General features: G+C 55.1%; 18 protein-coding genes and 2 pseudogenes. 12 read left to right on the top strand and 8 right to left on the bottom strand.

All coding sequences use genetic code 11. The annotated features are described in order from the left end of the window. Positions 1 to 6 precede the first annotated feature (6 nt). Genes ACIPQ1_RS01860 through ACIPQ1_RS01840 form a run of 5 tightly spaced genes read left to right on the top strand, consistent with a single transcriptional unit; the run spans position 7 to position 4,644 of the window. The gene (locus tag ACIPQ1_RS01860) at positions 7 to 1,665 is read left to right on the top strand and encodes a methyl-accepting chemotaxis protein (protein ID WP_446533470.1); all 1,659 of its coding nucleotides are present in this window, start codon (positions 7 to 9) and stop codon (positions 1,663 to 1,665) included. A 39-nt stretch (positions 1,666 to 1,704) separates the two neighbouring features. After that, complete coding sequence (locus ACIPQ1_RS01855) at positions 1,705 to 2,241, top strand: chemotaxis protein CheW (RefSeq protein ID WP_446533469.1); 537 nt, start codon at positions 1,705 to 1,707, stop codon at positions 2,239 to 2,241. Further along, positions 2,238 to 3,074, top strand: a complete 837-nt coding sequence (locus ACIPQ1_RS01850; RefSeq protein ID WP_186729691.1) for a CheR family methyltransferase — start codon at positions 2,238 to 2,240, stop codon at positions 3,072 to 3,074. Before ACIPQ1_RS01855 ends, ACIPQ1_RS01850 begins: the two co-directional genes overlap by 4 nt. Next, positions 3,071 to 3,568: a chemoreceptor glutamine deamidase CheD gene (gene cheD, locus ACIPQ1_RS01845; protein WP_250964943.1), complete on the top strand. Its 498-nt coding sequence runs from the start codon at positions 3,071 to 3,073 to the stop codon at positions 3,566 to 3,568. The genes ACIPQ1_RS01850 and cheD overlap by 4 nt, the downstream gene beginning before the upstream one ends. A 2-nt stretch (positions 3,569 to 3,570) precedes the next feature. Further along, on the top strand, positions 3,571 to 4,644 hold the full coding sequence (locus ACIPQ1_RS01840; RefSeq protein ID WP_186709264.1) for a protein-glutamate methylesterase/protein-glutamine glutaminase: 1,074 nt from the start codon (positions 3,571 to 3,573) through the stop codon (positions 4,642 to 4,644). 12 nt (positions 4,645 to 4,656) lie between these two features. Here ACIPQ1_RS01840 and ACIPQ1_RS01835 read toward each other — a convergent pair whose 3' ends face one another. After that, positions 4,657 to 5,784 carry a mechanosensitive ion channel family protein gene (locus ACIPQ1_RS01835; protein WP_446533605.1) on the bottom strand — a complete coding sequence of 376 codons (1,128 nt, stop codon included), beginning with the start codon at positions 5,782 to 5,784 and terminating at the stop codon, positions 4,657 to 4,659. Positions 5,785 to 5,893: 109 nt separating this feature from the next. On the opposite strand from ACIPQ1_RS01835, the gene ACIPQ1_RS01830 reads away from it, so the two are divergent. Together ACIPQ1_RS01830 and ACIPQ1_RS01825 are read left to right on the top strand one after the other, a co-directional pair. Beyond that, the gene (locus ACIPQ1_RS01830; protein WP_186709262.1) at positions 5,894 to 6,088 is read left to right on the top strand and encodes a hypothetical protein; all 195 of its coding nucleotides are present in this window, start codon (positions 5,894 to 5,896) and stop codon (positions 6,086 to 6,088) included. Positions 6,089 to 6,335: 247 nt separating this feature from the next. Continuing rightward, complete coding sequence (locus ACIPQ1_RS01825) at positions 6,336 to 6,878, top strand: hypothetical protein (protein ID WP_446533468.1); 543 nt, start codon at positions 6,336 to 6,338, stop codon at positions 6,876 to 6,878. A gap of 293 nt (positions 6,879 to 7,171) precedes the next feature. Here the strand turns inward: ACIPQ1_RS01825 and ACIPQ1_RS01820 are convergent, their stop codons facing one another. Further along, positions 7,172 to 8,089 (bottom strand): DMT family transporter, encoded by a 918-nt coding sequence (locus ACIPQ1_RS01820; RefSeq protein ID WP_411387168.1) that lies wholly within the window; start codon positions 8,087 to 8,089, stop codon positions 7,172 to 7,174. Positions 8,090 to 8,191: 102 nt separating this feature from the next. Between ACIPQ1_RS01820 and ACIPQ1_RS01815 the strand changes: the two genes are divergently transcribed. Together ACIPQ1_RS01815 and ACIPQ1_RS01810 are read left to right on the top strand one after the other, a co-directional pair. After that, a complete protein-coding gene (locus ACIPQ1_RS01815; RefSeq protein ID WP_446533467.1) occupies positions 8,192 to 9,157 on the top strand; it encodes a LysR family transcriptional regulator in 966 nt (321 codons plus the stop codon). A 13-nt stretch (positions 9,158 to 9,170) separates the two neighbouring features. After that, a complete protein-coding gene (locus ACIPQ1_RS01810; protein WP_446533466.1) occupies positions 9,171 to 9,692 on the top strand; it encodes an HIT family protein in 522 nt (173 codons plus the stop codon). Here the strand turns inward: ACIPQ1_RS01810 and ACIPQ1_RS01805 are convergent. Next, complete coding sequence (locus tag ACIPQ1_RS01805; protein WP_446533465.1) at positions 9,646 to 10,317, bottom strand: DUF2268 domain-containing putative Zn-dependent protease; 672 nt, start codon at positions 10,315 to 10,317, stop codon at positions 9,646 to 9,648. The genes ACIPQ1_RS01810 and ACIPQ1_RS01805 overlap by 47 nt on opposite strands. Positions 10,318 to 10,603: 286 nt before the next feature. On the opposite strand from ACIPQ1_RS01805, the gene ACIPQ1_RS01800 reads away from it, so the two are divergent. Continuing rightward, positions 10,604 to 10,876: a hypothetical protein gene (locus ACIPQ1_RS01800; RefSeq protein WP_018601122.1), complete on the top strand. Its 273-nt coding sequence runs from the start codon at positions 10,604 to 10,606 to the stop codon at positions 10,874 to 10,876. 158 nt (positions 10,877 to 11,034) lie between these two features. Here the strand turns inward: ACIPQ1_RS01800 and ACIPQ1_RS01795 are convergent, their stop codons facing one another. From ACIPQ1_RS01795 to ACIPQ1_RS01780, 4 genes and pseudogenes are all read right to left on the bottom strand, one after another. Beyond that, the gene (locus tag ACIPQ1_RS01795; RefSeq protein ID WP_446533464.1) at positions 11,035 to 12,186 is read right to left on the bottom strand and encodes a PDDEXK-like family protein; all 1,152 of its coding nucleotides are present in this window, start codon (positions 12,184 to 12,186) and stop codon (positions 11,035 to 11,037) included. A 314-nt stretch (positions 12,187 to 12,500) separates the two neighbouring features. Beyond that, positions 12,501 to 19,973 carry a CHC2 zinc finger domain-containing protein gene (locus tag ACIPQ1_RS01790; protein WP_446533463.1) on the bottom strand — a complete coding sequence of 2,491 codons (7,473 nt, stop codon included), beginning with the start codon at positions 19,971 to 19,973 and terminating at the stop codon, positions 12,501 to 12,503. Positions 19,974 to 20,338: 365 nt separating this feature from the next. After that, positions 20,339 to 20,728 (bottom strand): annotated as a pseudogene (locus ACIPQ1_RS01785) (helix-turn-helix domain-containing protein); the annotation flags it as partial. A gap of 128 nt (positions 20,729 to 20,856) precedes the next feature. Beyond that, on the bottom strand, positions 20,857 to 21,648 hold the full coding sequence (locus ACIPQ1_RS01780) for an NAD(P)H-dependent oxidoreductase (protein ID WP_446533462.1): 792 nt from the start codon (positions 21,646 to 21,648) through the stop codon (positions 20,857 to 20,859). An 84-nt stretch (positions 21,649 to 21,732) separates the two neighbouring features. Here ACIPQ1_RS01780 and ACIPQ1_RS01775 point away from each other — a divergent pair, with 84 nt between their 5' ends. Together ACIPQ1_RS01775 and ACIPQ1_RS01770 are read left to right on the top strand one after the other, a co-directional pair. After that, positions 21,733 to 22,650 carry a LysR family transcriptional regulator gene (locus tag ACIPQ1_RS01775; protein WP_446533461.1) on the top strand — a complete coding sequence of 306 codons (918 nt, stop codon included), beginning with the start codon at positions 21,733 to 21,735 and terminating at the stop codon, positions 22,648 to 22,650. A gap of 330 nt (positions 22,651 to 22,980) precedes the next feature. Next, positions 22,981 to 23,211: pseudogene (locus ACIPQ1_RS01770) on the top strand (hypothetical protein); the annotation flags it as partial. A gap of 194 nt (positions 23,212 to 23,405) precedes the next feature. On the opposite strand, the gene ACIPQ1_RS01765 reads toward ACIPQ1_RS01770, so the two are convergent. Then, on the bottom strand, positions 23,406 to 25,394 hold the full coding sequence (locus ACIPQ1_RS01765) for a M10 family metallopeptidase C-terminal domain-containing protein (RefSeq protein ID WP_446533460.1): 1,989 nt from the start codon (positions 25,392 to 25,394) through the stop codon (positions 23,406 to 23,408). Between the last annotated feature and the right edge of the window lie 63 nt (positions 25,395 to 25,457).

Raw genomic sequence — 25,457 nt, 5'->3', positions numbered from 1 at the left:
TTCCCAATGAAATGGTTCTACGACCTTAGAATCGCCACCAAACTGATCACTTCATTTCTTGTGGTGCTGGCGCTGACCGCCGTCATGGGGGTGTTCTCGATTATTCAACTGGGCCAGGTGAACCACACCGCCCTCGACATCCGTGAAAACTGGATGCCGTCCATGCGCGCCGCCTCGGGTATGCGCTTCTATGCGGCGAGCTATCGCCTCAAGGAAAACCGCCACATTGTCGCCGACTCCGAGCAAGAGCGCGTCACCCTCGAGCAAGAGGCCGAGGAAGCCAAGAAGGCCTTCGACACGCGATTGGACACCTACGAAAAACTGCTCTCCAGCGCTGAAGATCGGCAGGTATTCGACACCACCCGCAACGACTGGGCTGCTTATCTGGCGGTCAGCAAAGACCTCCTCGCATTGTCGCGGCAGAACCTGGCCGAGCAGGCCAATGCGATGCTCAAGGGCGAGTCCAAGCGTCGGTTCGACCTGGTGACCGGCGACCTGCAAAAACTGGTCGAGCTCAACGCGGCTGGCGCTGATGTCGCCAGTGCACACGGCACCAAGCTGTATGAAAACGCACGCCTGTCGATCATCGCCGTGCTGGTTGCCGCCCTGCTGGTGGGCCTGGGCCTGGCGCTGTTCATCTCGCGCATCATCTCCCGTCCGTTGAAACAGGCGGCGGTTGTCGCCGAACAATTGGCCGAAGGCAACCTGAACGCAAAAATCGAAGGCGGCTCCAAGGACGAAACCGGCATGGTGCTCAACGCCATGCAGAACATGGTCGGCAAGCTCTCGCACATCATCGGCGAAGTGCGTAACGCCGCGGACAACCTGGCCAGCGCCTCCGAAGAAGTCAGCGCCACCGCGCAGTCGATGAGCCAGGCCACCAGCGAACAGGCGGCCAGCGTCGAGGAAACCAGTGCCTCCATCGAGCAGATGAGCGCCAGCATCAACCAGAACACCGAGAACGCCAAGGTGACTGACGGCATGGCCAGCAAGGCCGCCAAGGAAGCCACCGACGGCGGCGAGTCCGTGCAGCAGACCGTGGTGGCGATGAAGAAAATCGCCCAGCGCATCAGCATCATCGACGACATCGCCTACCAGACCAACCTGTTGGCGCTCAACGCCGCCATCGAAGCCGCCCGTGCCGGCGAACACGGCAAAGGCTTCGCAGTGGTCGCCGCCGAAGTGCGCAAGCTGGCCGAACGCAGCCAGGTGGCTGCCCAGGAAATCGGCGAGCTGTCCTCCAGCAGCGTCGACATGGCGGAAAAGGCCGGGAACCTGCTCAACGAGATGGTCCCCTCCATCAACAAGACTTCGGACCTGGTGCAGGAAATCAGCGCCGCCTCCGAAGAACAGGCTGCCGGCGTGGCGCAGATCAACACCGCCATGACCCAGCTCAACCAGGTGACCCAACAGAACGCCTCCAGCAGCGAAGAACTGGCCGCCACCGCCGAGGAAATGAGCAGCCAGGCCGAACAACTGCAACAGGCCATGAGTTTCTTCACCTTGGACACGCCGCCCAAATCCGCCGTCCAGGTCGCTCGGATCGACAACACCCCCGGCCCGTCCAGCCGCAAACCGGCCCGGACGCCGGCACCGGTCATGCCCAAGGCATTTGCCTACAACATGGCCAGCGCCCCGGACGAATCCGAGTTCACCCGGTTCTGATGGCCCGGTTCCACAGGTTTGCTTAAAGGAGAAAAGGCAATGGGCGCCATCGCGACCACACGTCAAACCGCCCTCGCGGTCGAGGAAGAAGCGCAATACCTGACGTTCATGCTCGGCACGGAGATGTTTGCCATCGGCATCCTGTGCATCAAGGAAATCATCGAGTACGGCAACCTCACCGTGGTGCCGATGATGCCGGCCTTCGTGCGCGGGGTGATCAACCTGCGGGGCGCGGTGGTGCCGGTGGTGGATTTGTCGGCCCGTTTCGGCCGGCCGAATTCGGCGATCAGCCGGCGTTCGTGCGTGGTGATCATCGAAGCGTCCAGCGCTGACGGCCTCGCCCAGGACATCGGCTTGCTGGTGGACACGGTGTCGGCGGTGCTGGAAATCCCGGCCTCGCAGATCGAGCCGCCACCGAGCTTCGGTGCGAAGATCCGTGCCGACTTCATCAGTGGCATGGCCAAGGTCGATGGCAAGTTCGTCATCGTGCTGGAGGTGGACCGCGTACTGTCCATCGACGAAATGTCCCAACTCGCCGAAGCCAGCCCGAACGTGCTGGAAGTGGATGCCCCGTGAACGCCGATACCTGCAAGGAACGCACGCTGAACGCGCAGGCGCTTACCGACCGAGAGTTCGGCCAGTTCCAGTCCTGGCTGTACCAAGCCGCGGGCATCAGCCTGTCCGAGGCCAAGAAAGCCCTGGTGGCCGGGCGTTTGTTCAAGCGCCTCAAGCACTATGGACTGGACAGCTACGGCGAGTATTTCAAGTTGATCATGAACGGCCAGCGCACCGATGAATTGCAGGTGGCGCTGGACCTGCTGACGACCAACGAGACCTACTTTTTCCGCGAGCCCAAGCATTTCGACTTCCTGCGCCAACACGTACTGCCCCACGCCACGCCCGGCAAGACCTTCCGCCTGTGGAGCGCGGCCAGCTCATCGGGGGAAGAACCCTACAGCCTGGCCATGACCCTGGCCGAAGGGCTGGGCACCACGCCTTGGGAAGTCATCGGTTCGGACATCAGCAGCCAGGTGCTGGCCAAGGCGCGCTCGGGGCATTACCCGATGGAACGCGCCCGTACCCTGCCCCAGCCGCTGCTGGTGAAATACTGCCTCAAGGGCACCGGCAGCCAGCAAGGCACGTTCCTCATCGACCGGGCGTTGCGCAGCCGAGTCAACTTCATCCAGGTCAACCTCAACGACACCTTGCCGGAGCTGGGAGAGTTCGACGTGATCTTCCTGCGCAACGTCATGATCTATTTCGACCAGCCCACCAAAAGCAAAGTGGTTGCCCGCCTGCTGCCGCGGCTCAAGCCCGGCGGGTACTTCATCGTCAGCCACTCGGAAAGCCTCAACGGTGTGTCCGATGCGTTGAAACTGGTGGCGCCCTCGATCTACCGCAAACCATGAGCGCCGCCATCAGGGACGTGGCCGAGGTGTACCTGGCGCCGGGGGAATTTCGCTTCGCCACCTGTCCGACCCGCCTGCGCACGATCCTCGGTTCTTGCGTGGCGATCACGCTGTGGCATCCCGAGCGGCGGATCGGCGGCATGTGCCACTTCATGTTGCCCAGTCGGGTGCGCTGCTCCACCGCACTGAACGGCCTCTACGCCGACGAAGCCATCGAACTGTTCATCCTCCAGGCCCGGGCGCACCACACCGACCCCGAGGATTACCAACTCAAGCTGTTCGGCGGCGGCGAGATGTTCCCCGAGCTGCAGCGCCATGTGCCCTACGGCGATGTGGCGCGGCTGAACGTCAACGCCGCGCTGGAAATGGCCGCCCTCTATCGCCTCGACCTGATCGCCCAGGACATGGGCAGCACTGGCCACCGCAGCATCATCTTCGACCTGTGCAGCGGCGATGTGTGGGTCAGGCACCAACCCATAAGGACCCGGCACTGACCATGTCAAAAAAGATCAATGTACTGCTGGTGGATGACTCTGCCGTGGTTCGCCAGGTGTTGCTGGCGATCCTCAGCGACACGCCGGACATCCACGTCATGGGCGCGGCGTCCGACCCGATTTTCGCCATGGACAAACTGGCCAAGGAGTGGCCCGACGTGATCGTGCTGGACGTGGAAATGCCGCGCATGGACGGCATCACCTTCCTGAAAAAAATCATGAGCGAGCGGCCCACGCCGGTGGTGATCTGCTCGTCCCTGACGCCCCGGGGTGCGGAAACCACCTTGCAAGCGATGGCGGCTGGCGCGGTGGAAATCATCACCAAGCCCACCACCGGGCTGAAGAACTTTCTGTTGGAATCAGCGCCGGAACTGGTCTCGGCGATCCGCGCCGCCGCCCAGGTCAACGTGCGCAACCTGGGCAAGCGCCCGGCCCCGGCGGCGTTGACGCCAGCGACCAAACTCACGGCAGACGCCATGCTGCCCGCCGCCAACGGCCACGCCATGGCCCAGACCACCGAACGCATCGTCGCCCTCGGCACCTCCACCGGTGGCACCCAGGCCCTGGAAGCGGTGCTCACCGCCCTGCCCCGGGTGAGCCCGGGCATCGTCATCGTCCAGCACATGCCGGAAAAATTCACCGCTTCGTTCGCTGCCCGGCTCAACAGCCTGTGCCAGATCGAAGTGCGCGAAGCCCGCAACAACGACCGCATCCACCCGGGCCTGGCGCTCATCGCACCGGGCGGCAAACACATGATGGTGACCCGCAGCGGGGCGTTCTATCACGTGCAAGTGGTGGACGGCCCGCTGGTCAACCGCCATCGGCCCTCGGTGGACGTACTGTTTCGCTCCGTGGCCAAGTTCGCCGGCCGCAACGCCACCGGCATCATCATGACCGGCATGGGCGACGACGGCGCCCGCGGCCTGAAGGAAATGCTCGACGCCGGCGCCAGCACCGTGGCCCAGGACGAAGCCAGCTGCGTGGTCTTCGGCATGCCCAAGGAAGCGATCAAGCTCAATGCCGCGCAACGGGTGATGGGGTTACAGGAGATTGCCCAGGTAATCTTGCATCGATAGCCAGGGAGTGAATCAAGCATGCCCGGCACGCGACGAACGCTGTGTGACCGGGCGCAGTGCCGCAGACTCGGGCAATGAAGCGACATGGACCATGCGTGACGGGAACGCAAACTGCGTGTCGAGCGCTGCAACCGCTTCCATTATCGCCAGGTTGATCCGTTGCTGGACGTCCATGTAGACGTTGTAACTGGCGTCCAGAACGATATACACCGTCTCGAATTCCAGGGCGCTCTCGCCAAAACTTCTGAAATGACACCGGTCGAACCGGGCTTTGTCTTCATTCCTGATGATCGCTTCAACCCGTTGCGTGATCTGCCTGATCTGTTCGGTTGAACACTCATAAGTCAGGCGAAACTCGAAGACGATCCGACGCTCCTGCAGCCGCTTGTAGTTCTGGATGGTGCTGCCGATCATATCGGCGTTGGCCATGACGATTTGCTCGCCCCCCAGGCTTCGTATCCGGGTGGTTTTCAGGCCAACGTGCTCCACCGTACCGGCAAGCGAACCCACCACGATGAAGTCGCCGACCTCGAATGGCTTGTCAACGGCGATCGACAGCGAGGCGAACACATCGCCAAGAATATTCTGCACCGCCAGTGCCACGGCGATACCACCGACACCGAGGCTCGCCACGAAAGCCGTGATGTTAACGCCAACGTTCGAGAGCATCGCGAGCAGGATCACCGCCCACAGGAGCACCCTTGCGCCCCAGAGGCTCAGGGTCGCCAAGGCACTTGCCTGAAATGTCCCGTTCGCACCATGGACCGAGAAATAGCGATGCAGCAACAGCGCCAACGCTCGGTTCGTCCATAAGCCGACCTGTAGCGCGGCCACCACGAACCAAAGGCTGCTGACGCGACTGAGCCAACGTTCAGGCAAATCCAGGATGCCTATACCGATCAGAATCGACGCCAATAACAGCAGCGTGTTACTGGTCGCCGACAGCACTTGGCTGGCAATGTAGCTGAGATGTCCATTGCCCGCCTTCGCCCTCGCCTGGATTCTCCTGAACACAAACCGGATCGCGGTTTTTGCAAGCACGTAGCTGAGCACAGCTGCACAACATGCAAAGATCCAGCTAGCCAGTGAAATACCTAGAATCATGTACCCCGTGAAAAACGCCTCGAAACCCTCAATCATCGCCCCACCCTTGAAGTCCTGCGGCTGCGCATGAGTGATGGAGCCGCGCCAGGTCAAACGCCGCTTGATCCCTTGCGCAAATCAAGTGGCCTGTTGGGGATTAGTCGTTATGGGCACCGCAGTGTTCAATGAAATCGTCACGTCGTCGCCAGGAAAAAGCGCCAACCACCTTGCCTATACCGGCGAAATCGTCGCCAGTACGCCGATCAAAAGCGTCAGTGCCAAAAACCCACCTAAAAAAATCGCCATCTTCGCCATGAGCACTCCTGAATCAAGAAATTGCAGTACACGGGCCGTCCGATAGGCCAACGGGTTGTTATTCTGGGGTGGGGACTGGGCGCGTTACAGAGGCACCTGAGGCAGGAAAGTACGGATCAGACGCGCACCCCAGGCCAGCACAGGGCTTGCTCAATGCGATTAACCCGAGACTGGGCCGCCGCGCACGACCGCAAACTCAAGCAGGTAAATCGCTAACGGTCCTCGATCACGGCTATGATTGCCGCTCGCCCTTCTGACAGGCGATGTCGCAGGCCACCCTCAAGGATCCAGGTATGACTTTTCTGCCGTCACGCACCACCCTCTTCGTCTCCAGCCTCCTGCTCAGCTCCCTGTGCTTTGCCGAAGGCGAGCCAACCGACGGCAGCCTCATCAAGGACTCGACCAAAGCCGCCGTTTCAACGTTCATTACCGCCGGCAAGAACCTGTTGGGCGGCGTTAGCGAAGGCGTGCTCGATGGCCGCGAATCAGCCCAAGGCACCGATGGCGCCGCGATCATTTCCTCCGGCGAGCAAATGAAAGACCGCATCGCCGTTGAAGTGTTGAAGCTCGAACCCAGCGACGAAAACGTCAGCATTACCCTCGGTTTCAAGAACAGCACCGACACCCAACTGCGCGTGGTCAACCTCGGCCAGACCGGCGTGCTGCTGGCCATTGACCAGGCGGGCTACTCCAACCGCCTCACCGGCCTGGACAACCCGGACGAAGTCACCATCCCGCCGAAGACCGCCGTGCGCCAGAAGTTCGTGTTCGAAGGCATGAACGAGGCGGTCAGCACGGTGCGGATTTGGGGGGAGGATTACCCGGTCAAGAAGTAATGCCGCAGGGTGTCTGGCAAGCGTGCCTGGTTCTCGCCATGGGCCTGCTAGCGGCTTGTGAGTACGGTTCAGAGCCGGACCAGCTAAACCGCCCTGCTCGACGCGCCACCTGAGCTCGTTTTCAAGGGCCCGCCACCACTGGGGGAACCTACCGCACGACCGATGGACGAGGATGGAAAAAGTTGTAGCCGCAACACACCCTGTGGCGAGGGAGCTTGCTCCCGCTGGGCTGCGCAGCAGCCCCAAAAAAAGCCGCTACAACATCCCCTTCATTGTCTAAACCCACGACAGCATCAACCGACTTTTGCCCCACTCCCCGGCTCAAGCCTCAACGCCACCACACTCATCAACACAATCACCGCCCCCACAATAACCATCACTGAGGGGCGCTCAGCCAGCACCAAAGAAGCCATCAACATCGCCGTGGGCGGTATCAGGTAAAGCGCCATGGAAGCGCGGCTCACGTTGCTGTGCGCCAACACGTAAGCCCAAGCAAGGTACGCCAACGCACTGGGAAAAATACCGAGAACCAACACCGCCAGATTCACCGAAGCCGAAGCCTGTCGCCCCGCGCTCAACACCCCCGGCGCAAAAATGAACAACAGAATCGTGCCCGACCAAACGGTGTAGCAAACCACGGTCAAACCGTCATAACGATGGGCATGGCGCTTCTGCAAAGCGAAATACACACTCCAGGACAGCGCCGCCAACAGGATCAATAGCCCATGGGCGTCCATGTCACCCAAGCCGCGATCCCCCGCGACCACCACGCCTGCGCCAAGCAAGCCGCACAGCACACAGCCCCATTGCCAACCACTGACCCTGTCCTTGAAGACAAAATGCGCCAGCAACGTGCTGAACAACGGCGTGGACTGGGCCAGCACACTGGCCGCCCCGGCGCTGACGCCCCGCTGGCCGTAATTGAGGGCGATGTGGTGCAAGCTGACGGCAAAGAAACCCAACACCGCCAGCAACGGCAAATCCCTGAGACGTGGCCAGGAAATACCCTTCACCATCGCAACGAAGCCCATGAACACTGACGCGATGAGAAAACGCACCAACGCCAGTTGACCCGGCTCATAAGCCTGCAAGCCAATGCGAATGCCAATCGGCGAATAGGCCCAGCAAACGATCACCAACAGCGTCGCCAGGAAAACCTTCACATCGGTTTTGCCGGAGGAACCTTCAACCCGCGCAAAACGCGTTTCCATCTAGAGTTCCTGCTCACTGGCCGATTTGCCTCGAAGTATCGAAACCACCCCACCTCAGCACAAGTGACTTAAACTCAGCCCACCATTCACTTTTGGTGAGCTATGGAACTGTCCCAACTGCGCATGCTCAAGACGGTCTGCGACACCGGCAGCATCGCCCGCGCCGCCGAAGTGCTGCACTGCGTGCCGTCCAACATCACCGCACGCCTGAAGGCCCTGGAACGGGAACTCGGCACGCCGATGTTTTTCCGCGAAGGCCGCGGGCTGCGGGTCAGCCCGGCGGGCGAAGTGTTTCTGGAGTACGCGACCAAAATCCTGAGCCTGACGGAAGAGGCCCGCCGCGCAGTCGCCCCCACCCGCGCACCGAGTGGCCCACTGCGTATCGGCGCCATCGAGTCCAGCGCCACCGGCCGCCTGCCCCAGTTGCTCGCCAAATACCACGCGAAGTATCCGCAGGTGTCACTGGAACTGAGCACCGGCACCTGGGCGCAGTTGCTGGACGATATCCAGCATCACCGGCTCGACGGCGTGATCGTCGCGGTGGACATCGAACGGCCTGGACTCAAGCGAGCCGTGATGTACCGCGAAGACCTGGTGCTCATCGCCTCCGAGTCCCACGGCCCGTTGCGCAGCGCCGCCGATCTGCAAGGCAAGGCGATCTTCATGTGGCCCACGGGCTGTCCGTACCGCTTGGCGTTGGAACAGTGGCTGCTGCGTCATGGTCAGGTGCAACCGATCACCAGCATTGCCAGTTATGGGGCTATTGTTGGGTGTGTCAGCGCGGGTGCTGGCGTGTCGCTGGTGCCTCGGGGGATCTATGAGCAATATCGCCAAGGGGCGGGTTGGACAGGGTATGAATTTCCCGAGCTGACGGGCATCGATAACCTTTTTTACTGGCATGAAAACGCTGGGAGGCATCCTGCCAGAGAAGCATTTTTGACGATGTTGCAAACGGAGTTCGAAGTCTGGTTGCAGCACTCTCCCCTGTGGCGAGGGGATTTATCCCCGCTGGACTGCGAAGCAGTCCCAATACCCGATCATCCTGAGAAACGAAGATTTTCAAATTAACAGGGAGTCAGCTTTGAAATTAGCCCCCCACTTCATCCTCCACGAAACCACCCACTGGCTAGTCAACCACCACCTGGCCTCCGCCCTGCCCGGCTACCTCATGCTCGGCTCCAAGCATCACGTTAATTCATTGGCGCAATTGCCCGAACCCGCACTCGCAGAACTGGGTGGCCTGATGGCAAACATCCAGAGCGTTCTTGAAACACAACTGAACCCCAAATGGCTGTACATCAGCCGCTTCGGCCACGATCCCCGCTACCCCATCCACTTCCATTTCATCCCGGTGTACGACTGGGTCGAGGCACTGTTCTGGAAAGATGCGCGGTACAGGCTGCTGGAGACATTCGGGACTCAAGAAAACGCCCAGACATTGACCGATGGTGCAGAGCTGACGTTGTTCATCTGGCGTGAATTCGGTGAGAGCCCCACGCCGCCGACGATCCAAGGGCCCTCTATCAACCAGGTAATTGAAAAGTTGCGGCAAGCATTCAGGACTCAGCCAACACCAAACCTTCCTCCAGCGCGCTGGCCATGATGTCTGCTGCAGGTGCGTTGACCCAGGTCGAAATATCAGTTTCGCCCCTCGATGCAAGCCAACGTCCGACCATTTGATAGCCCAACGAGTAACCGAGCCATTTGGGTTTGTCGCCGACACCGAAGAACCACTCGTTGTGATCGTAATACCTGGATTCAAGAGTTTGCAGCCCAACCGGTGAGCGCAATAGATCGGCAGATCCGATGGCATGCTCCCAAGGCTCCGGATCGCTACCAAGCACATGCCGAACAAACTGACCGGCAAGCCCTTCGCTGACCAAAGCCTCGCCTAACGTCCAACCATAACCAGGGCCGCCCATGCGCAGGCAATGGTGAACCTCATGAACAACATGGCGACGCAGTGCGCCGGTGCGCAGGCTGGAAAAGAAACTCGGATTGTCGGGATCAAGGGTCATGGTAAACATGGAGCTGCGATACGCCCGTCCTACCAGGCCCATTTCCGGAATGGTTTCGCCCGGTAGCCGCTGAATCAGGACATCGAGTCGCGGCGGGGGCATCAGGCGAGCAATGGCTTCGTAGGCGGCGTCAAACTCATCAACCAGTTCGTGGCGAAACTCGGCAAGACTTCCCGAGGCCTCCAGCCAGTGCAGCGTCCATTTTTCCATGTCCCCTCTCCTTGATTAATCAAAGCATCTGGCTCGATGACTCCGGGCCGCTCGCGACGGTAGATCCCCCCGGGCAACTGTCCAGTGTCGATCAGGTTTGACTGCGCCTCTGTCTGCCCGGTTATCTCTGGCAAAAAACTGTCTCGATTCCTACAAGGCTATCGGAAGCTGGTGTCTTGCCCGTCGTGTCCGGTGAAATCTATAGTCATTCCCATCGCCGAATAGGGTGATCAGGTTTGGCGACCTGCGTATCGGATCAGCCCTTTAAATCAATTGGAGCAATCCCATGCAAAGATACACACCCATCACCGGCATCGACTGCACTCCCGCTTCCCTGCTCATCGACACCCAAGCCCCGCTTGACGTACTACACGCGACAGCTGATTACCGCATCCGTGTGGTGACTCAGGTACTGGAGAACATTGCGTTTCGCTCTGAAATCACTAGCGATACGGTAGTGCTTTCGGACTTTGCACAGCTTTTGGTGATTCCGTTGCGGGATGGGTGTGATTTGTTGGAGGTTATTGGTCGGCGGCTTCAGGCGCAGGTTGAAAGCTGATGGAACGACGGGCGCCTGAAGGCGCCCGTTTTACGTAATTAGCGGTGGTATCTGCATCACGCACCAAACCTGACCATCTAGTTTAAAGATCCCGACTTGCAGAAAGCGGCCAGAACTGGTCTATCGAATTTCTACAAAGCAGGGGTAGATTCATTCGATCAATCACGACTCTGCACGTCGCAAACCCTACTAACACTCGACCAGAGGTCGTATAAATCGTCAGCCATGCGTTCCGCCATGCGAGCTCTCTTTTCAGGGTTGGTCAGTACCATCAAATGCTCATCGCTGGGATTTTTCATGTTGAGTTCAGTGGTGTAGCGCCATAGCAAACCGTTGCTACTCACTCCGTTGTTTTCTAACAGCGCCGTCAGTGCATCCAGGCGGCTGTAATCATGCGGATGGGACTCGGCATCACAGTAATAACCGCAGTAAAAGCGGTGATTGAGTTCGATGTAAACCGCGCCTGATACAGAGCCGAGCTCGTAAAAAAGGCCAAAATGGCGATTATCCCGGACCGCGCTGTAGTAGCGGTCGATTATCGCCGCCGTCGGCGCTTTGAAGGGTTTGGGCAATTCGGGATATTTAACCTCTATGCACTGCGCAACCGCTTGCCAGAGTTCCAGTTGCAGGTCTTTCAAGGTCTCGAAGTAGGCTTTTTGCAAGTCCCGAACCACGAGCAGGTTGTTGCCCTGACGTAACGTCTGCTTGATAGCGTCCATGTAGGCATGTCCTTGGTTCTGGAAGGTCAATTTTGCGATGAGATCGATGTATTGCAGCAGACTTTCACGCACGGCAGCTTCGCGGATCACCCACGGTTGGCATTGCTCCAGCCATGGCAGGATGTCGGCGGCGTAGCTGATACGTTGGTAATCGATGCCCAGACAACTGCGGGGATCAGCATCGCGGCCATCCAGGGTAAGGTAGACCGGCGGATAGGTCTGGTAGCCCTCGCCCTGAAGCGTCTCCAGATAGCGAAATAACTGAGCCTCCTGGTCCTCGGCGTAGAGCTTGTTTTCGATGATGATCGCTTGCCGTTTGGCGTTACGGATCAGGATGTCGACGTTGCGGTATTCAACCTCCACCGTGACGTCGTGGCAGTCGAAACCCTCGATATTCAATGCGTCTAGCAGTAATTGCAGCAGTTTGCCACCGGCCGCATGAGCGCCTTGGGGGTTGAGCAAGAAGGCCAAGTAGCGAGAGTGCAGACGCACTTCATCAGAGCCACTGCGCAGTAAGGTGAACAGGTTGAAAGTCGGAGGGCGATGCAGTTCGGCCCGGAGTAAAGCGGCGCGGTTGATCAAAATGTGCAAGGCTCATCTCCTTGTGCTTGCAGTGTTGACGATGATTGTATTGCGCCATCACTGAATCTGCATCCGGTATATGCAGTTCGCTCCAATTTTGGATTTTGAATATCAGCCTTTGGCGAGGCGCAAGCCCCAGCAAGCGTCCGCTTTTGGCCGAGAACTGCCGCTCCAAAGGGCCGCCTCCGGCCAGAAGCGGACATACCGTGATCACTCTACAACCTCGGCGCTCTGTATCAGATACCGGAGCATTAACGCAGCGAGGAAAAATACTGAGTAGGTGGTTTATCACATAAAATCACCAACACTTGTTCCAATCTTTACTATTCTTCGATCCAAGAAGGAACTGAGATAAACGGTAACTCCTCACCTTCTCGCAAAGTCATATCTGCATCAATCCAATCATAAAACGCGGGTGAAGATAGCAGATCTTGCTTTTCCACAGATGAAAACGGCTGTTGATAACCGTTATTGAAAAACGATTTTGCTCTTTCTTGCATTGTTCTTTCATCAGAAAAATTCTTACTAAATTCCTCGAAAAATTTAATATCTATATTATTTATGCCTTGCGCAACAGTCTGCCAAAATAAACTCCGGCTTCTTAGCGTCCCTGAAAGTTCTCGCACTACATTACCAGGATCGGATAACTCGCCGCTGGAGGGAATCGCTGCGCACAACCTACGATCAAGTGTTTTCTCATCGACAGTTTCTGCAATTGGTAAATAGGCAACCAACTGTAAAGGAACAGGAAGCATTTGAGGGCGAGGTTTGCCTTCAAGCATATTATGGGGGTCTATGTCCGCAATAACCAACGCCTGATCCCCGTCACTCAATGGGTCGTCCTTACTATTGTAATAAATACCTTTCGACCAACCATGATATGGAGTTAAGCTTTCGATGTACCCATGTGTTCCCCCTCCGTATTTCCAACTCTCTCGCCCGATAAAGCAACTGCCGCCTTTCAAGCCTGAACCGACACCGTTGATAAAGACGGTAGTTGTACCAGCTGCTAACAGGCCAGCCTGACCTGCTATCCAGTAGTCAGCGGTACGCGTTGTGGCAGCTGGAACAATCATGATCGATCTTCGAGAGCCAACCCCACCGTTTTTTGAACAAACTGACAGCCAATTAGAAAGCCCCTTAAGATCCTCCCATACATCACCCTCAGACACCCCAAGTCCAAACCTCGAACACATAGCTGCGTAGTCCCTCGCCATCTCAGGAATATTCGTGGGACTCGTAAAAAGAAATATCTCAGAACAAATCAACTCCATACAATTCGCCAAAGGCAAACCAGAGTAGGCGAGCAACTTCACTACGCCCTCAATACTTATTTGCCAATCAAGACGTAATTTATCTACTATTTTTCCAGGAACAAACAATGGCGCCAAGGGTTGTGTTCCAGGATGTATAAACTCGTTCAGCGCAACCGACCTATATTTTTTTGGCCGGCTTAAATTTAGAACAATACCTTTGCTAATTTCATCATTTGCAGATTCCACACTCAGACCGCCTCGACCTTCAGAGGGCTTCAGATATTCGCGTATATCTTTCGGAACAGGCCATAAAAGATTAAGAGTCGCGCTTTTGGCAGGAAATATCGATTCAGAATCAAACTCCAAGTAAGTTCCGGCTAGCACAGCAACTGTTTTTCCAGGTAAACATTTATCCTTCAACCATCTGACTGTTTCCGGACGCACCGAGTATTCCGGCAAGATTAACAAATCCACACCAAAAGATTCACAGGCATCCACAACACTACGTAGCAGCCTACGACGACGGTGCTCCACCCAACTTGGCAACAAAATCTTCTTCTCTCTCCAAAGATGATTTAATCCAGTTGCATCAGTAGCGCTTAAAAGGGAACCGTAAGGTGAGTCTTTTAAATATCTTAGCTTTTTAATTACTGTGGATTTACAGCCAGCACTAAAAGGCCATTTCTTTGGCGTAGCTTCAACCATCGGATGAGCATAACTTAGCTCTTGATGATCCCACTGAACAAACGCAACACGCACATGCCCTAAATTCCTACTATTTTTTCGTTCGCTCCAAGCCCCCTTCTGACTCAACTTGAAAGAGTTTTCCCGTGCTTTAATTGTCGCCTCACTAAGTACCACTTCAACGGGTCTATCTTCAGTTTTTTCAGCAAAGTCCTGGGCGCGATTTTCGGTAGATTGATCATTTGAATCGATATTTTCACCCGCTTCCAGAGAAAAAATATCTTCTTGAGGCTCAGCGTCTTCTACCTCCACAGGCGTATCTTGCCCTACTTCCGCTACCGGGATAACTTCATCACTACCGACCTTTGCTACAACACTATTATCTTCAGAAGTATTTGTAGGCGTTTTTAACAGCGCAATGGATGCAAATGGCTCACCAAGAACAGAAATCGAAAGCAGTCGATCACTACTCCTATCGTAAACCTCTGTCCATACACGAACTACTCTTCGATCAGAGTCAAAGCTTTCCTCTACATGTCGAGCTCGCAACGGATATTGTGAGATCATCCAAGGCTTTATATCCCAAGCCAGTCCCCTAGAGTCCATAAAGCGTTTGGTTTGCGCATTGAAACCATAAGCTTGCTCCATAACCAGAACCACTTTAAGATCAAGCTCAGAATCCAAGTCTTTAACCATATTACAGACGGTTTCTAGCAACTCAAGATTAAGAACATCCAGAGCCTTTTCTGTAACATCGAAGAAAGGCCAATCAGTCGGCTCTGGCTCATTTAAATCTTTAGCACTTATACTTGCGAGTGCTACAGCAATTGTTTCTATTGCGCTGCTAATACCTGATGATATTTGTGGACTTCCATCATCTGCCAACCTCATCCGGTAACCCAAATGCGTGACAAGCAAACGTAATAAATCCAGAAGACTTATATTGTCATCAATGTTTGTATCCGTTCTCCCGGAATCCGCCACAGCTACGCTGGCGGGCGGAATCTCCCACTCGACGGGAAAATCAAACCCCTCGTATCTTGCAAATCCACCATGGCTTCTGAGCGAGGCAAGAATACCCTGCAAAGCAACAGCGATACCGGAGCTTACTGCTCCTGATCGAAGTGTTCTCCATGCGAATAATGGAGAAATCTGAGCGTCTTGGTCCATTGACCACAAGCTTCTAGTGAAGGTTAAGATCCCAACCAAATCCCGTCGCAGCCCAATTGTTGCGGTTGGAGCAGTGGCTAAGACCTCGCCAACGCTCAGAGGTAATTTGCTCAGAACTCTATCGGCAACAGCCCGAAGAAATATAGTTAACTCTGTTAAATCAACATGCTTCTCATAGCGAACCCACATCCCCGCTGTTTCAGTTTCCGTTGCGAGAAGATGCATCAATTGCAAAAGGGGATTATCAGTTGTATCGGGAAATTTTTCTAATAACTCAAGAGCTCTTTCAACGCTAGCCGGAAGAAAACTGTGAGGTATTATGCGCCGCCCAATTTGTGAGTTGGCAAACGCCCCTCTCAGTTTTCGAAGTTGGCTTCTCAAAACGTAATGAGAAGGTTCTGCGAGCGTTGCCTCATCTAAAGGCACCTCTGACTCGGATGAGCTAAACTTGGCTATATCATCATGAAATCCTAAGTAATCACTTAGAGCTACACCAGCACGCCATAGCTGAGCCTCATAGATTGGAACCTCTATCGTCCTCAATGCCCGGCCGCCATCTCTCACAAAAGCCCTATTACCCACCTCTCCTTTTGGCACGCCCTCGCATATAAGATAGGAAGCTTGACCAGGCGTATTAATCGCTATGTAGGGCCAGGCCGGAATCAACTCCAGGCCATCATTTTGCCTTTCGTACTCAGCCATCATCAAAACTAACGATCTGTAGAGATTTGCAGCCCGTCTCAACACGTTGGCATTTACAATAAACTTTCCTGACGGTGGTTTATCTAATAAAAATAGATTAAGACCTACTGGTAAATCTGAAGCTTTTTTAAGCAATGCTGAGCTAGGGCTTTCCTCCACAACCCATTCAGGCACCGCGGCTATAACCACTCCATTTTCAGCGCCAAAAAAAACCAGATCAGATTGACTATTTTCCTTAGAAAATACGTCATAAAACTCAAATGAATTTACACTACATAAATTTTCAGTAGTACCATCATCTACTTTACATGCAACCATTCGCCTTTGATTAACACCGGGAAGAGGAGGCATTATTAGGAGTTTGCCTCCTGCTCCCAGAGAATTTAACAAGCAAACTCTCTTAGAGAGCAAACTAATAATGCTCTCTCTCGGAATCAATGCAACCAAGACTTGTAAAGCCAAACCAAAATACTTTGCCCCTGATTTAGCGAAAAACTCTAGATCATCTGGACTTCCGTCCGAAGGTAGGAAATATCGGTAAAATTTATACGATTCATTATTATCTTCCCCTACGCTTCTCGCCAAAGCTTTATATTGCGTCACATACGAGCTTAACGGGTCAGATTCAGAACACCGATTTGCCAACATCAGTTGTTCTACGGCCGCATGAAACCAGTCAAAAGGCAGCCAAGAGCGTACATACATAGACCGCTCTGCATAGGTCTTAGTTCTACGTACTGGCACCCCACAAGATTTCGCCGCCTTCCACTCAAGCAGATCCAACCTTTTTTCTAGTTGATACTTGAGCTTTGAGTCGCTAGTTAGAACATTCTGTCTAAATTCTTCCTCAAGCACGACCTTTGCCAAATAAGAAATTCGCTTTTGCCGAAGAGCATTTTCTGACGCACTCAAACCTAGCTGAAGGCTATTTTTATGGTCAATAAGCTTTTCCAACCCTTCTAACGCGAACAGGCTTGGGGCTTCCCACCCAAAACTATCGGAGTCTAAACTCCACCCTGCGTCCTCAGTACATTCTTTCCAATACTTCTCATATAGCTTCCATGCTTTATCCGCAATCGAATCTGGTTCCGAATCTGCAACAGATAATTTAGATGCTACAGCATACCAAAGCAACCTAGCGCCTTTTGCAAGTTCGCTTGATCGCAAATCCATTGCTAAGAACGATGTCTTTACAGTTTGCAAAACAACGTCTGTTGAGCTCCTGTATATTTCCCAGTTCGATAATAGGTGCAGAGCTGACTGTCTGTCCGATGGAGGAGCACCTGACCAAAACTCCCATCCTGTTTCACCATCACCTGCTAAAGGCGGCTCCCAAGCGGGGCCCGACGCCTCCAACGCACGTCCTTGATTTGCATAATCAGAAAACTCCTCCGCTGTCATCGGAGGAATCGCGTCGGCCTTGGCTACCAATGCCAAATCTAAAGCCCGTGTCTTTAGGTCTACTACTTCTCGTAGCTCTTCCAACAACTCAGCGCTACTAGCTAATAATATAATGTCATCAACGTACCTTGCGTAACCTAGATGAGTCTCCTCATCTACATTGTATTTCCTCATCAACTCAAGTGCTGCAAGATCCACGGGAAATAGGGCAACAGACCCTAACCATGCAGAGATCACAGGGCCCTGAGGGATACCTCGCAATGGGTCTGAACGATTGATTCGCCCATTATCTGGACGTAGATATGGATAACCAAAAACCATATCACACAACTGCTCGACAACACTTGCAGCTTTATCAGCAGCCTGCCCCATTCCTGCTTGAGCTTTCAGTAATTCTGCGAATGCCGGTGCATTTCCCGCTACAGACTCCAGTGCTTTTTCAATATGCGGCTGAATGCTATCTCTAACAACATGTCGACGTATACGGTCATAGTATCGACTCACATCGAGGCGAATAGCATATACGTACTTTATTTCTTTGGCTTGCTTATTAAGAGACTGCATAAAGTCGCGCCAACAGTCTAGGAATGGACGAAACATCCCCTGATCCGTGGCGGGCTGCCTGCCCTCAATGACTTCCATATCAATCTGATAGGCGAAACTCAATGTCTGATCCGATAGAACCAACGGCTTCAAATCGTTAGACAGACCGGTAGTTATTGTTTTTCGTTCTTCACGATAGTAACGCACTGCAGGAATACAATGGCTGAAGTTCGTCCTTCCCAGAGCGGATGCATCCCAACGCTCCGTCAATAGTTCATTCAACACGTACTGATGAACTATTAAGTCCTCGGGCTGAGGCATGACCTTAAGCCTTGGTTCATCTGAACCGAAAGATCGAGGGACCCAAACAGCCTCGAATGGACCAATAGGCTCACTCAATTCATTAGACAGTCGTTCATGAAGCAGTATGTTGAACGCACTGGCAGCGACATCTAGCCGTTCCCACTTTGACTCATCACAAGGAAGCTCACCTCTCCGCGACCCCATATACGCGAGTAGTCTGGCATGGTTTAGCCGGGCATCAGAATTAGTTAGATAACACTCCGATACCGCGGCTTCAGTCGCTACATCGACGTTGAGAAATTGCAGCCACTCCTCCATTGCAGCTACAGAGGTGCCTTTTTTATTACCTTCGATAAGCTTTTTTATTGTTTCAGGGGTATTGCCAACAATTTTTCGAAGCTCCGTTCGCGCTTTCTCGAACGCTCTATATTTTCTAGAGCGAGAGGCATTATCCCAACGATGTGCCTCCAAGAGGTCGTCAGCATCAACTCCAAATTGATTTGCCAATACCGCTATACCACTTTCGTATGTGGAGTCTTTTAGAAGAAGCAGAGCATTCTGTGCAGACAATCCAGAAAGATACTCATCCGGATCTTTAGTGCGAGTCGAGCCTCCAACCCCCTTAATCTGAGTGGCCGTTGGCCAAATAAATAGCACATCGAGATTAGCACTTAGCAATTTAAGCGCGGTTTCGGAAGCGCCCCTTAACCCTGCCTCATCACGATCAAAGCAAATGCAGATTGTTAAAGATGCAACCTTTGAAGGCAGAGAGTCGCTTATTCCCTTGATAATTTGCACTTGCTCTTTGCTGAGCGATATACCCATTGCTGCTATTGCAGGCAGCCCTATACCTTCCAGCTTCAGCGCATCAAGAAAACCCTCACAAACATACAAGCGAAGATCTTTTTTACCTTCTTTGGCCGACTTTCGTATAGAACTCGCGGCTTGTTCTATACGAAATAGCGCCTTAGATTTTGGGAAGCTCTTTGAAAATAAATATTTTGGTGTTTGATCATCTAAAGCACGCCCTGCGAGACCCAACAGCTTTTTTTGCTCGTCTCTTATCGGAAATACAATACGATCCCCAGTAAAAAAATCCGCGTAACGGATATCTTGGCTGGACTGCAAATTCAGATGGTAATTTATAGTACCTACACTAGGAAGAAGCTTACGAATGAGGCTCGCTTCTTCTAATGCTCCAGCCAACTCTCGCTGAGTTCCAGCCGGCTTTGTAATCGATATCTGTTTAGAAAGGGAGTTTTTGTGTGCGTACAAGAAACCTGCTTTTTCTAATGCAGCCAAGTCCAAATTTCGACTAGAAGCCCATGTAGCTAGGCGCTCTTTATCATTGCTTACTTTATAAAGCTTGTACGCAAGCTCTAGCCCTGGGGTCTCTGACTGCTCAACCTTCAGATCCTTACGCCCACTCTCCTTTCGGATAGAAATACTAGAGTAACTTGGGGAGAGCCATTCCAACGCCCCTTTGAAGTCTAGGTTGAGAACACCTCTCACCAGATCAATCGCATCTCCATGCTCACCACAAGCAAAACAGTGAAAATGCTGCGGAGATTTATCTCTACTCGTATCTATTAGAAGAGAGGGAGTCTTATCGCTATGGAATGGGCATAACGCAAGCTTTTGCGTGGCTGACTCATTTCGCAGCTCCATTCCCAACCGCTCAGCTACCTTGTCAATTTCGACTTCATGCAGCAGCTTCTCAATGTTGATGCGGGGCATGCCGATTCCTTTCGCTGTTAACTTAATTATGGCAGGAGGTGTTTGCTGGCCCCATCATATCCGCATATTTGAATACCGCACATAGCAGCGTCACTTGGACACCTCTTACACAGGGATCTTCCGACGAACCCCCTATTAGTACGATGGGGTTCCACAGCTCTCAAATGATAACAAGTATTATTTTCCGCACTGAATCGCCCTGGATTTAGTAGACGGCGACTGGCCGCTCCTGGCCGATTGCTGCCTCTCACGAAGAGCTGCAATCGGCCAAAGCCACCGACCAAGGAAGTCGCCTATCCCCCCATCAACCCACCAACCAACTAGCCTCTAACCACCTTCATATTGCCAAGTATCCTCCCGGCATCCTATCCAGGCGGAAGTCCAAACAACCCGCGCATAATGCCGGCTGAATTGCGTTGCGCTCTCGTAGCCCACTTCGAAGGCAGCCGCCATGACTCTTTTGGCATTCGCCATCAAGGTTCTGGCCTGAAGCAGGCGCCCCCCCTTCTGGTACTGCCAGGGGCTCAGATTGGTGACAGCCTTGAAGTGACGATGGAATCCCGAGACGCTCATTGAAGCGCATTGCGCCAATCACTCAACACCAATGGACTCGGCGAAGCTGCGCCGGCTCCATTGGATTGCCAGGTTGATTCGAGCCATCGCGGTATCCGGCGCGGCGATGTCCCGCAACATCAGCCATGGGGGCCTTGGAGTACGCGGAAGATAATCTCTCGCTCATAGACGGGAGCCAGGCTCTTCGGAGAAGGGTTCGCCCAGAGCATCGCCGGGACCGTCATTACTGACCTCCAGGAATGATCAATCCTGAGGCACACGGCCCGACTACCAACGCCCTTGGGCTCAAGCCTCCAATGCACGCTTCACCTCAAACCCTCTCACCGTCACTGACATGAATACCAAGATCACAACGACCAACTGCAATATGCGATTTAAGCGTCAACGCCGGAATTTCGTAATCACCGTGATTCTGGCGCCGAAATGGCAAGGGTTGATCACTGAAAAGCCTATCCAAGCGAGCGGCATAAGCCGTGCAAATGGATTGAAACCGGGCGGCGTCCATCTTGCTGGTTTTATAAATCGGGAACGCCGGCATGACCGTGAAGCCAGGATAGAAAAGCACCCCATGCTGGATGGGAAATAGCAGGTCATCCAATGCGCCGTTCACCCCTCGGCCACTGTAGTGGGATTCCCAACCGCCCATTGTGACCACCAACATGGCGCGCTTGCCTGTCATGCTGCCTTCGCCGTAGCGATCGCCCCAGTGGTTTTCGCTATGTTCGCCGACACCATAGGCAAACCCGTAGGCGTAGACGCGTTCGATCCAGCCCTTGAGAATCGCGGGCATCGAGAACCACCACAGCGGAAATTGAAAGATGACGGCATCGGCCCAGCGCAATTTGGCCTGCTCTGCCTGGATGTCCGCCGGTTGGCTGCCAGCGGCAAATACACGCTGGGATTCAAGCGCCGGGTTGAAAGGCGTTTCTGCGTCAAAACCTGGGGCGTCGTCCGGATCGAGGGGTGCTTTCCACCCCATGCCGTAGAGATCCGAGACTTTGACCTTGTGGCCTGCTGTTTCCAGGTGAGTGATCGCAAAATCCTTGAGCGCGCCATTGAGCGAACGAGGTTCGGGGTGGGCGTAGATCAGCAGTATGTTCATGAGGGCTCCGCGTTGAGTTTGTCCCTCAGCGTAAGCATGCATCCGCTATGATAGAAATGAATTCCCGAAACACATGGTATTTGCATGCACAATAGCTTGCGCCGTCTGGATCTTAATTTGCTGGTCACATTGGATGCCTTGTTGGCCGAGCAAAATGTGACGCGGGCGGCGCGCTTGCTCAATCTCGCGCAACCGACCGTCAGCCTGCAATTGGGCAGGCTGAGAGATCTGCTTGATGATCCGCTTTTGCTCCCTGGCCCCCGAGGGATGTCGCCCACCGAGCGAGCTCGCGAATTGCAGGGGCCCCTGCGTGACGCGTTGGCCGCGCTGGAAAGCGCACTGAGTCCTGTTGCCGCTTTTGAACCCGGACGGTCCGATCAAACGTGGAAGATCGCTGCCAGTGATTATGCGACGACGGCCTTGATCTGGCCGTCGCTCTCGCGGCTCAGGCACCTGGCCCCGTACACGCGGCTGGCGCTTATGAATAAACCGACTGGCGACTATGCCAAGGATCTGGAAAACGGCCTTATCGATCTGGCGCTGCACACTCGCGATGAAGCGCCGCCCAAGTTGCGTCAGCGCTCCTTGATTCACGAACGCTATGTGCTGGCGGCGCGGCGCGACCATCCCGCCCTGGCAACCAAGCTGTCGCTCAAAGCGTTCTGCGCCCTTGAACATGCCATCATGTCACCTGATGGCGCCGGCTTCGTTGGCAGTACCGATCATGCGCTGGCAACTGAAGGTCTGGAACGGCGAGTGGTATTGTCCGTGTCCAATTTCAACTCGCTGGTCTCAGCATTGGCGCACAGCGATTTGGTTGCCGTGGTGCCGGAAAGCCTGGTGAAACATGAGCCAGCGCTTCACGTCCAGCCACCTCCCCTCGCCATTCCCGGGTTTGAAATGCTGATGTTATGGCCCGAGCGACTGCATCGCGATCCCGCCCATATGTGGCTGCGCGAGCTTATTGCTTCGACGTTGGAAACAACCGGCATGCAGAAATAAATGGACCGGACCATGAAACGATGACGACGCCCGTATTGAGCGTCGTCTCATCGCCACCCTGACCGAAGCCTGTGAAACCGCCAAACCTGAAATCCCGGGCTTCGCCTGGCTCACCCACACCGTCGACTATCGCGCCTTTCCCCAAAGCCAAGGGTGCCAGGTTTCAGGGCCGCTTCGCGCCCCAGCGGGAGCAAGCTCCCTCGCCACAAGAGCGGTTCGGTGGTGGGTCAGTTCATCAGGTGCAAGCTGTTGCCTTTGTGGCGAGGGAGCTTGCTCCCGCTGGGCTGCGCAGCAGACCCATGTCGTCAACTCAATTAGCCTGACACACCGCGCGTGATCTGGATTTTCGACAGCCGCGCCAGCCAGGAACACGCCCTCTCAACGGGGGCAGACAAACGCAGGCGTGAGCTGACCGCCGTCGCCCTGAACGACGCCGGCGTACATATGGCCCGCTGCGTCAGTTTCGACTCCGAAGAAGAATGCCGCCTCCGGCATGGCGGCGACTGGCGCCTGCGCCTGGCCAAGGTACACACGACCAGCGCGCCTGCGAGCCATCGATGACCCACTCTCTCGCGAAACTTTCTGGTATCCAGTCGCGATCGCCACCGACATGATCGGCACGGTGGCCACCGTCACCACGCTGCTGATCAAGTTCATCTAACCGGACAAGCCCCGCAGAAGCGGACCTTCTATCATCGAACCTCCATGAAAATCATAGAGCAGTACAGTCCGCTCCCCTTTTCCAGATTTGCGTTTTACACCCAGAAGTTATCAGCCACTCCGACCAATTGAACGGCCTCCTCCCCCAACGGCTCGGCAAAGACGACATCCAAATTACGATACCCGGAATAATCCCCCACCAAGCTCAACTCGAACCGAGCCCCATCCGCGTCAGCTTCGTAGCTCTTCAAATAAGTCAGGTCCTTGGCTTCATTAAAAACCACGTCCAACGTGCCGTCGTAACCATTTCCCAACCGAGTAAAGCCCAAGGCGGACACATCGATCGTGTCTTCCCCCACGGTATAGTCCATCAGGCGATCCGTGTGATTTTCGGTGGCGGTACGGTAGCTGTCGCTCAGCAAGTCGAAGCGAAACACATCGTTATTACCGCCGCCCGCCAATAGATCTCGGCCCTCTCCGCCCACCAATACATCATTCCCTAACGCGCCATACAGGCGATCATCGCCCGCGCGCCCTTCGATGATTTCGCCTCGGGCGTTGCCTTGTAGATGATCGGCCCCTTCGGTGCCCGTCAACCTGGGTTGCTGAAACAGAAGGTTGGCTTCATTCAGCGCTTGCCCCAGGTTACCGTCGAAGACCAATTCGAAACGTTCGCCATCCGCGTTGACCTCGAAACTTTTCAGGTAGGTCCGCGTCCCGCTTTCATTGACGCGTATTGCCAGGGTTCCGTCATGTCCATCACCCAGCCCGAGGAAGCCCAGGGACGAGAGATCGATCGTGTCGGTGTTGGGGTCGAAGTCGGTGATTCGGTTGCTATGGGCCGCGGTTGCGGTTCGGTAACTGTCGGTGACTGACTCATAACGGAACGTATCGGCCCCGGCGCCGCCCGTCAGCAGGTCGCGACCTTGCTGGCCATCGAGCAGATCGTTACCGGCCCCGCCAAAGATTGCATCGTCGAACGAGGCGGTACCTAGCAAGTAGTCGTCATCGCGGCCACCGTCAAGGTGGTGATAACCGTCGTCGGGATTGCCAAAGCTGTGGTCCAGGCTGCCGTCGGGGTTCAACTGGACCAACGCGGCCAGATAACCGTCCGCGCTCGTACCTTGGCTTCCCCCGATCAATAGCTTGCCGTCGGCCAGCACGATCATGTCGGCGACGGCGAAAGGAGCGCTTTCCGAGCCCCAACGTACCTGCCCCTGGTCACCGAAATCGGTGTCGAGTGAGCCGTCGACGTTGAGTCGAATGACGGTCGCTACACCGCCCGAGGCGCCCGCCAGCAGGATTTTGCCGTCATCCTGGATGACGAGGGCATTTGCGTGAACATCCAGGGCCAGGCTGCCGCCGTTTGCAAAGCTGCTGTCCAGGGTGCCGTCCGGGTTGAGGCGGGTCAGGGTCGCTTGCCCCGTGACCAAAACCTTCCCGTCTGCCTGCAGCGAAACGTCGAGCGTGCGGCTGGGGTGAATGCCAACGGACGCTGGCAAGTGCAGGACCCCAGCCTCGCCGAAAGACGAGAGCAAGGTCCCCGTCGCGTCGAAGCGGGCGATGTAAATCTCCCCGGAGGGATACCCAGCGCTTGCGAAAAAGCTGCCGTCGCGTTGCACGGAGAACGACGCTTGCTGGCCTAGGTCTTCATTCCAGTAGAAAGGCACTGTCGCGGTGCCGCCGTTGCCGAAACTCGTATCGAGGCTGCCGTCAGCCAAGTGACGACTGATGCCCGACACCCAGGCGTCGCCTACTTTCACGTAGCGCGTCACCAGGTAGCCCCCTCCCGGCTGCACGGCGGCATTACCGCCGTCCTCGATATCGAGCGCCACAGGGAGGAGGGATTTACCATCTCCACTGAAGTTGCGGTCCAGGCTACCATCGGCATTGAACCGAACCAGGCTACCGGTGAAGCCTGAATCCTCTTCGCCGCCGAGCCCCAGGCGACTATAAGCGCCAAGCCAGAGAGTACCGTCCGGATCGACCGCGATACCGCCGATTTTGTCCGAGCCCCATAAAGTTGTGGCGACCATGCCCGTGTTCCGCACAGCTGAAGCGGCGGGCGAAATGATCTGAGTCATGTCGATGCCTCCGATAGCTATCTGTCGCCAGAGACAATAGACACGGCTCAGTCAGGTTGCCAC

This window comes from Pseudomonas sp. LARHCG127, assembly GCF_052871455.1.
This window is presented reverse-complemented; position numbering and strand designations above follow the sequence as displayed.

Coding starts and splice junctions, on each gene's coding strand:
- ACIPQ1_RS01860 (WP_446533470.1), top strand. CDS start 7: ATGAAATGGTTCTACGACCTTAGAATCGCCACCAAACTGATCACTTCA.
- ACIPQ1_RS01855 (WP_446533469.1), top strand. CDS start 1,705: ATGGGCGCCATCGCGACCACACGTCAAACCGCCCTCGCGGTCGAGGAA.
- cheD (WP_250964943.1), top strand. CDS start 3,071: ATGAGCGCCGCCATCAGGGACGTGGCCGAGGTGTACCTGGCGCCGGGG.
- ACIPQ1_RS01840 (WP_186709264.1), top strand. CDS start 3,571: ATGTCAAAAAAGATCAATGTACTGCTGGTGGATGACTCTGCCGTGGTT.
- ACIPQ1_RS01835 (WP_446533605.1), bottom strand. CDS start 5,784: ATGATTGAGGGTTTCGAGGCGTTTTTCACGGGGTACATGATTCTAGGT.
- ACIPQ1_RS01830 (WP_186709262.1), top strand. CDS start 5,894: ATGGGCACCGCAGTGTTCAATGAAATCGTCACGTCGTCGCCAGGAAAA.
- ACIPQ1_RS01825 (WP_446533468.1), top strand. CDS start 6,336: ATGACTTTTCTGCCGTCACGCACCACCCTCTTCGTCTCCAGCCTCCTG.
- ACIPQ1_RS01820 (WP_411387168.1), bottom strand. CDS start 8,089: ATGGAAACGCGTTTTGCGCGGGTTGAAGGTTCCTCCGGCAAAACCGAT.
- ACIPQ1_RS01815 (WP_446533467.1), top strand. CDS start 8,192: ATGGAACTGTCCCAACTGCGCATGCTCAAGACGGTCTGCGACACCGGC.
- ACIPQ1_RS01805 (WP_446533465.1), bottom strand. CDS start 10,317: ATGGAAAAATGGACGCTGCACTGGCTGGAGGCCTCGGGAAGTCTTGCC.
- ACIPQ1_RS01800 (WP_018601122.1), top strand. CDS start 10,604: ATGCAAAGATACACACCCATCACCGGCATCGACTGCACTCCCGCTTCC.
- ACIPQ1_RS01790 (WP_446533463.1), bottom strand. CDS start 19,973: ATGCCCCGCATCAACATTGAGAAGCTGCTGCATGAAGTCGAAATTGAC.
- ACIPQ1_RS01780 (WP_446533462.1), bottom strand. CDS start 21,648: ATGAACATACTGCTGATCTACGCCCACCCCGAACCTCGTTCGCTCAAT.
- ACIPQ1_RS01775 (WP_446533461.1), top strand. CDS start 21,733: ATGCACAATAGCTTGCGCCGTCTGGATCTTAATTTGCTGGTCACATTG.
- ACIPQ1_RS01765 (WP_446533460.1), bottom strand. CDS start 25,394: ATGACTCAGATCATTTCGCCCGCCGCTTCAGCTGTGCGGAACACGGGC.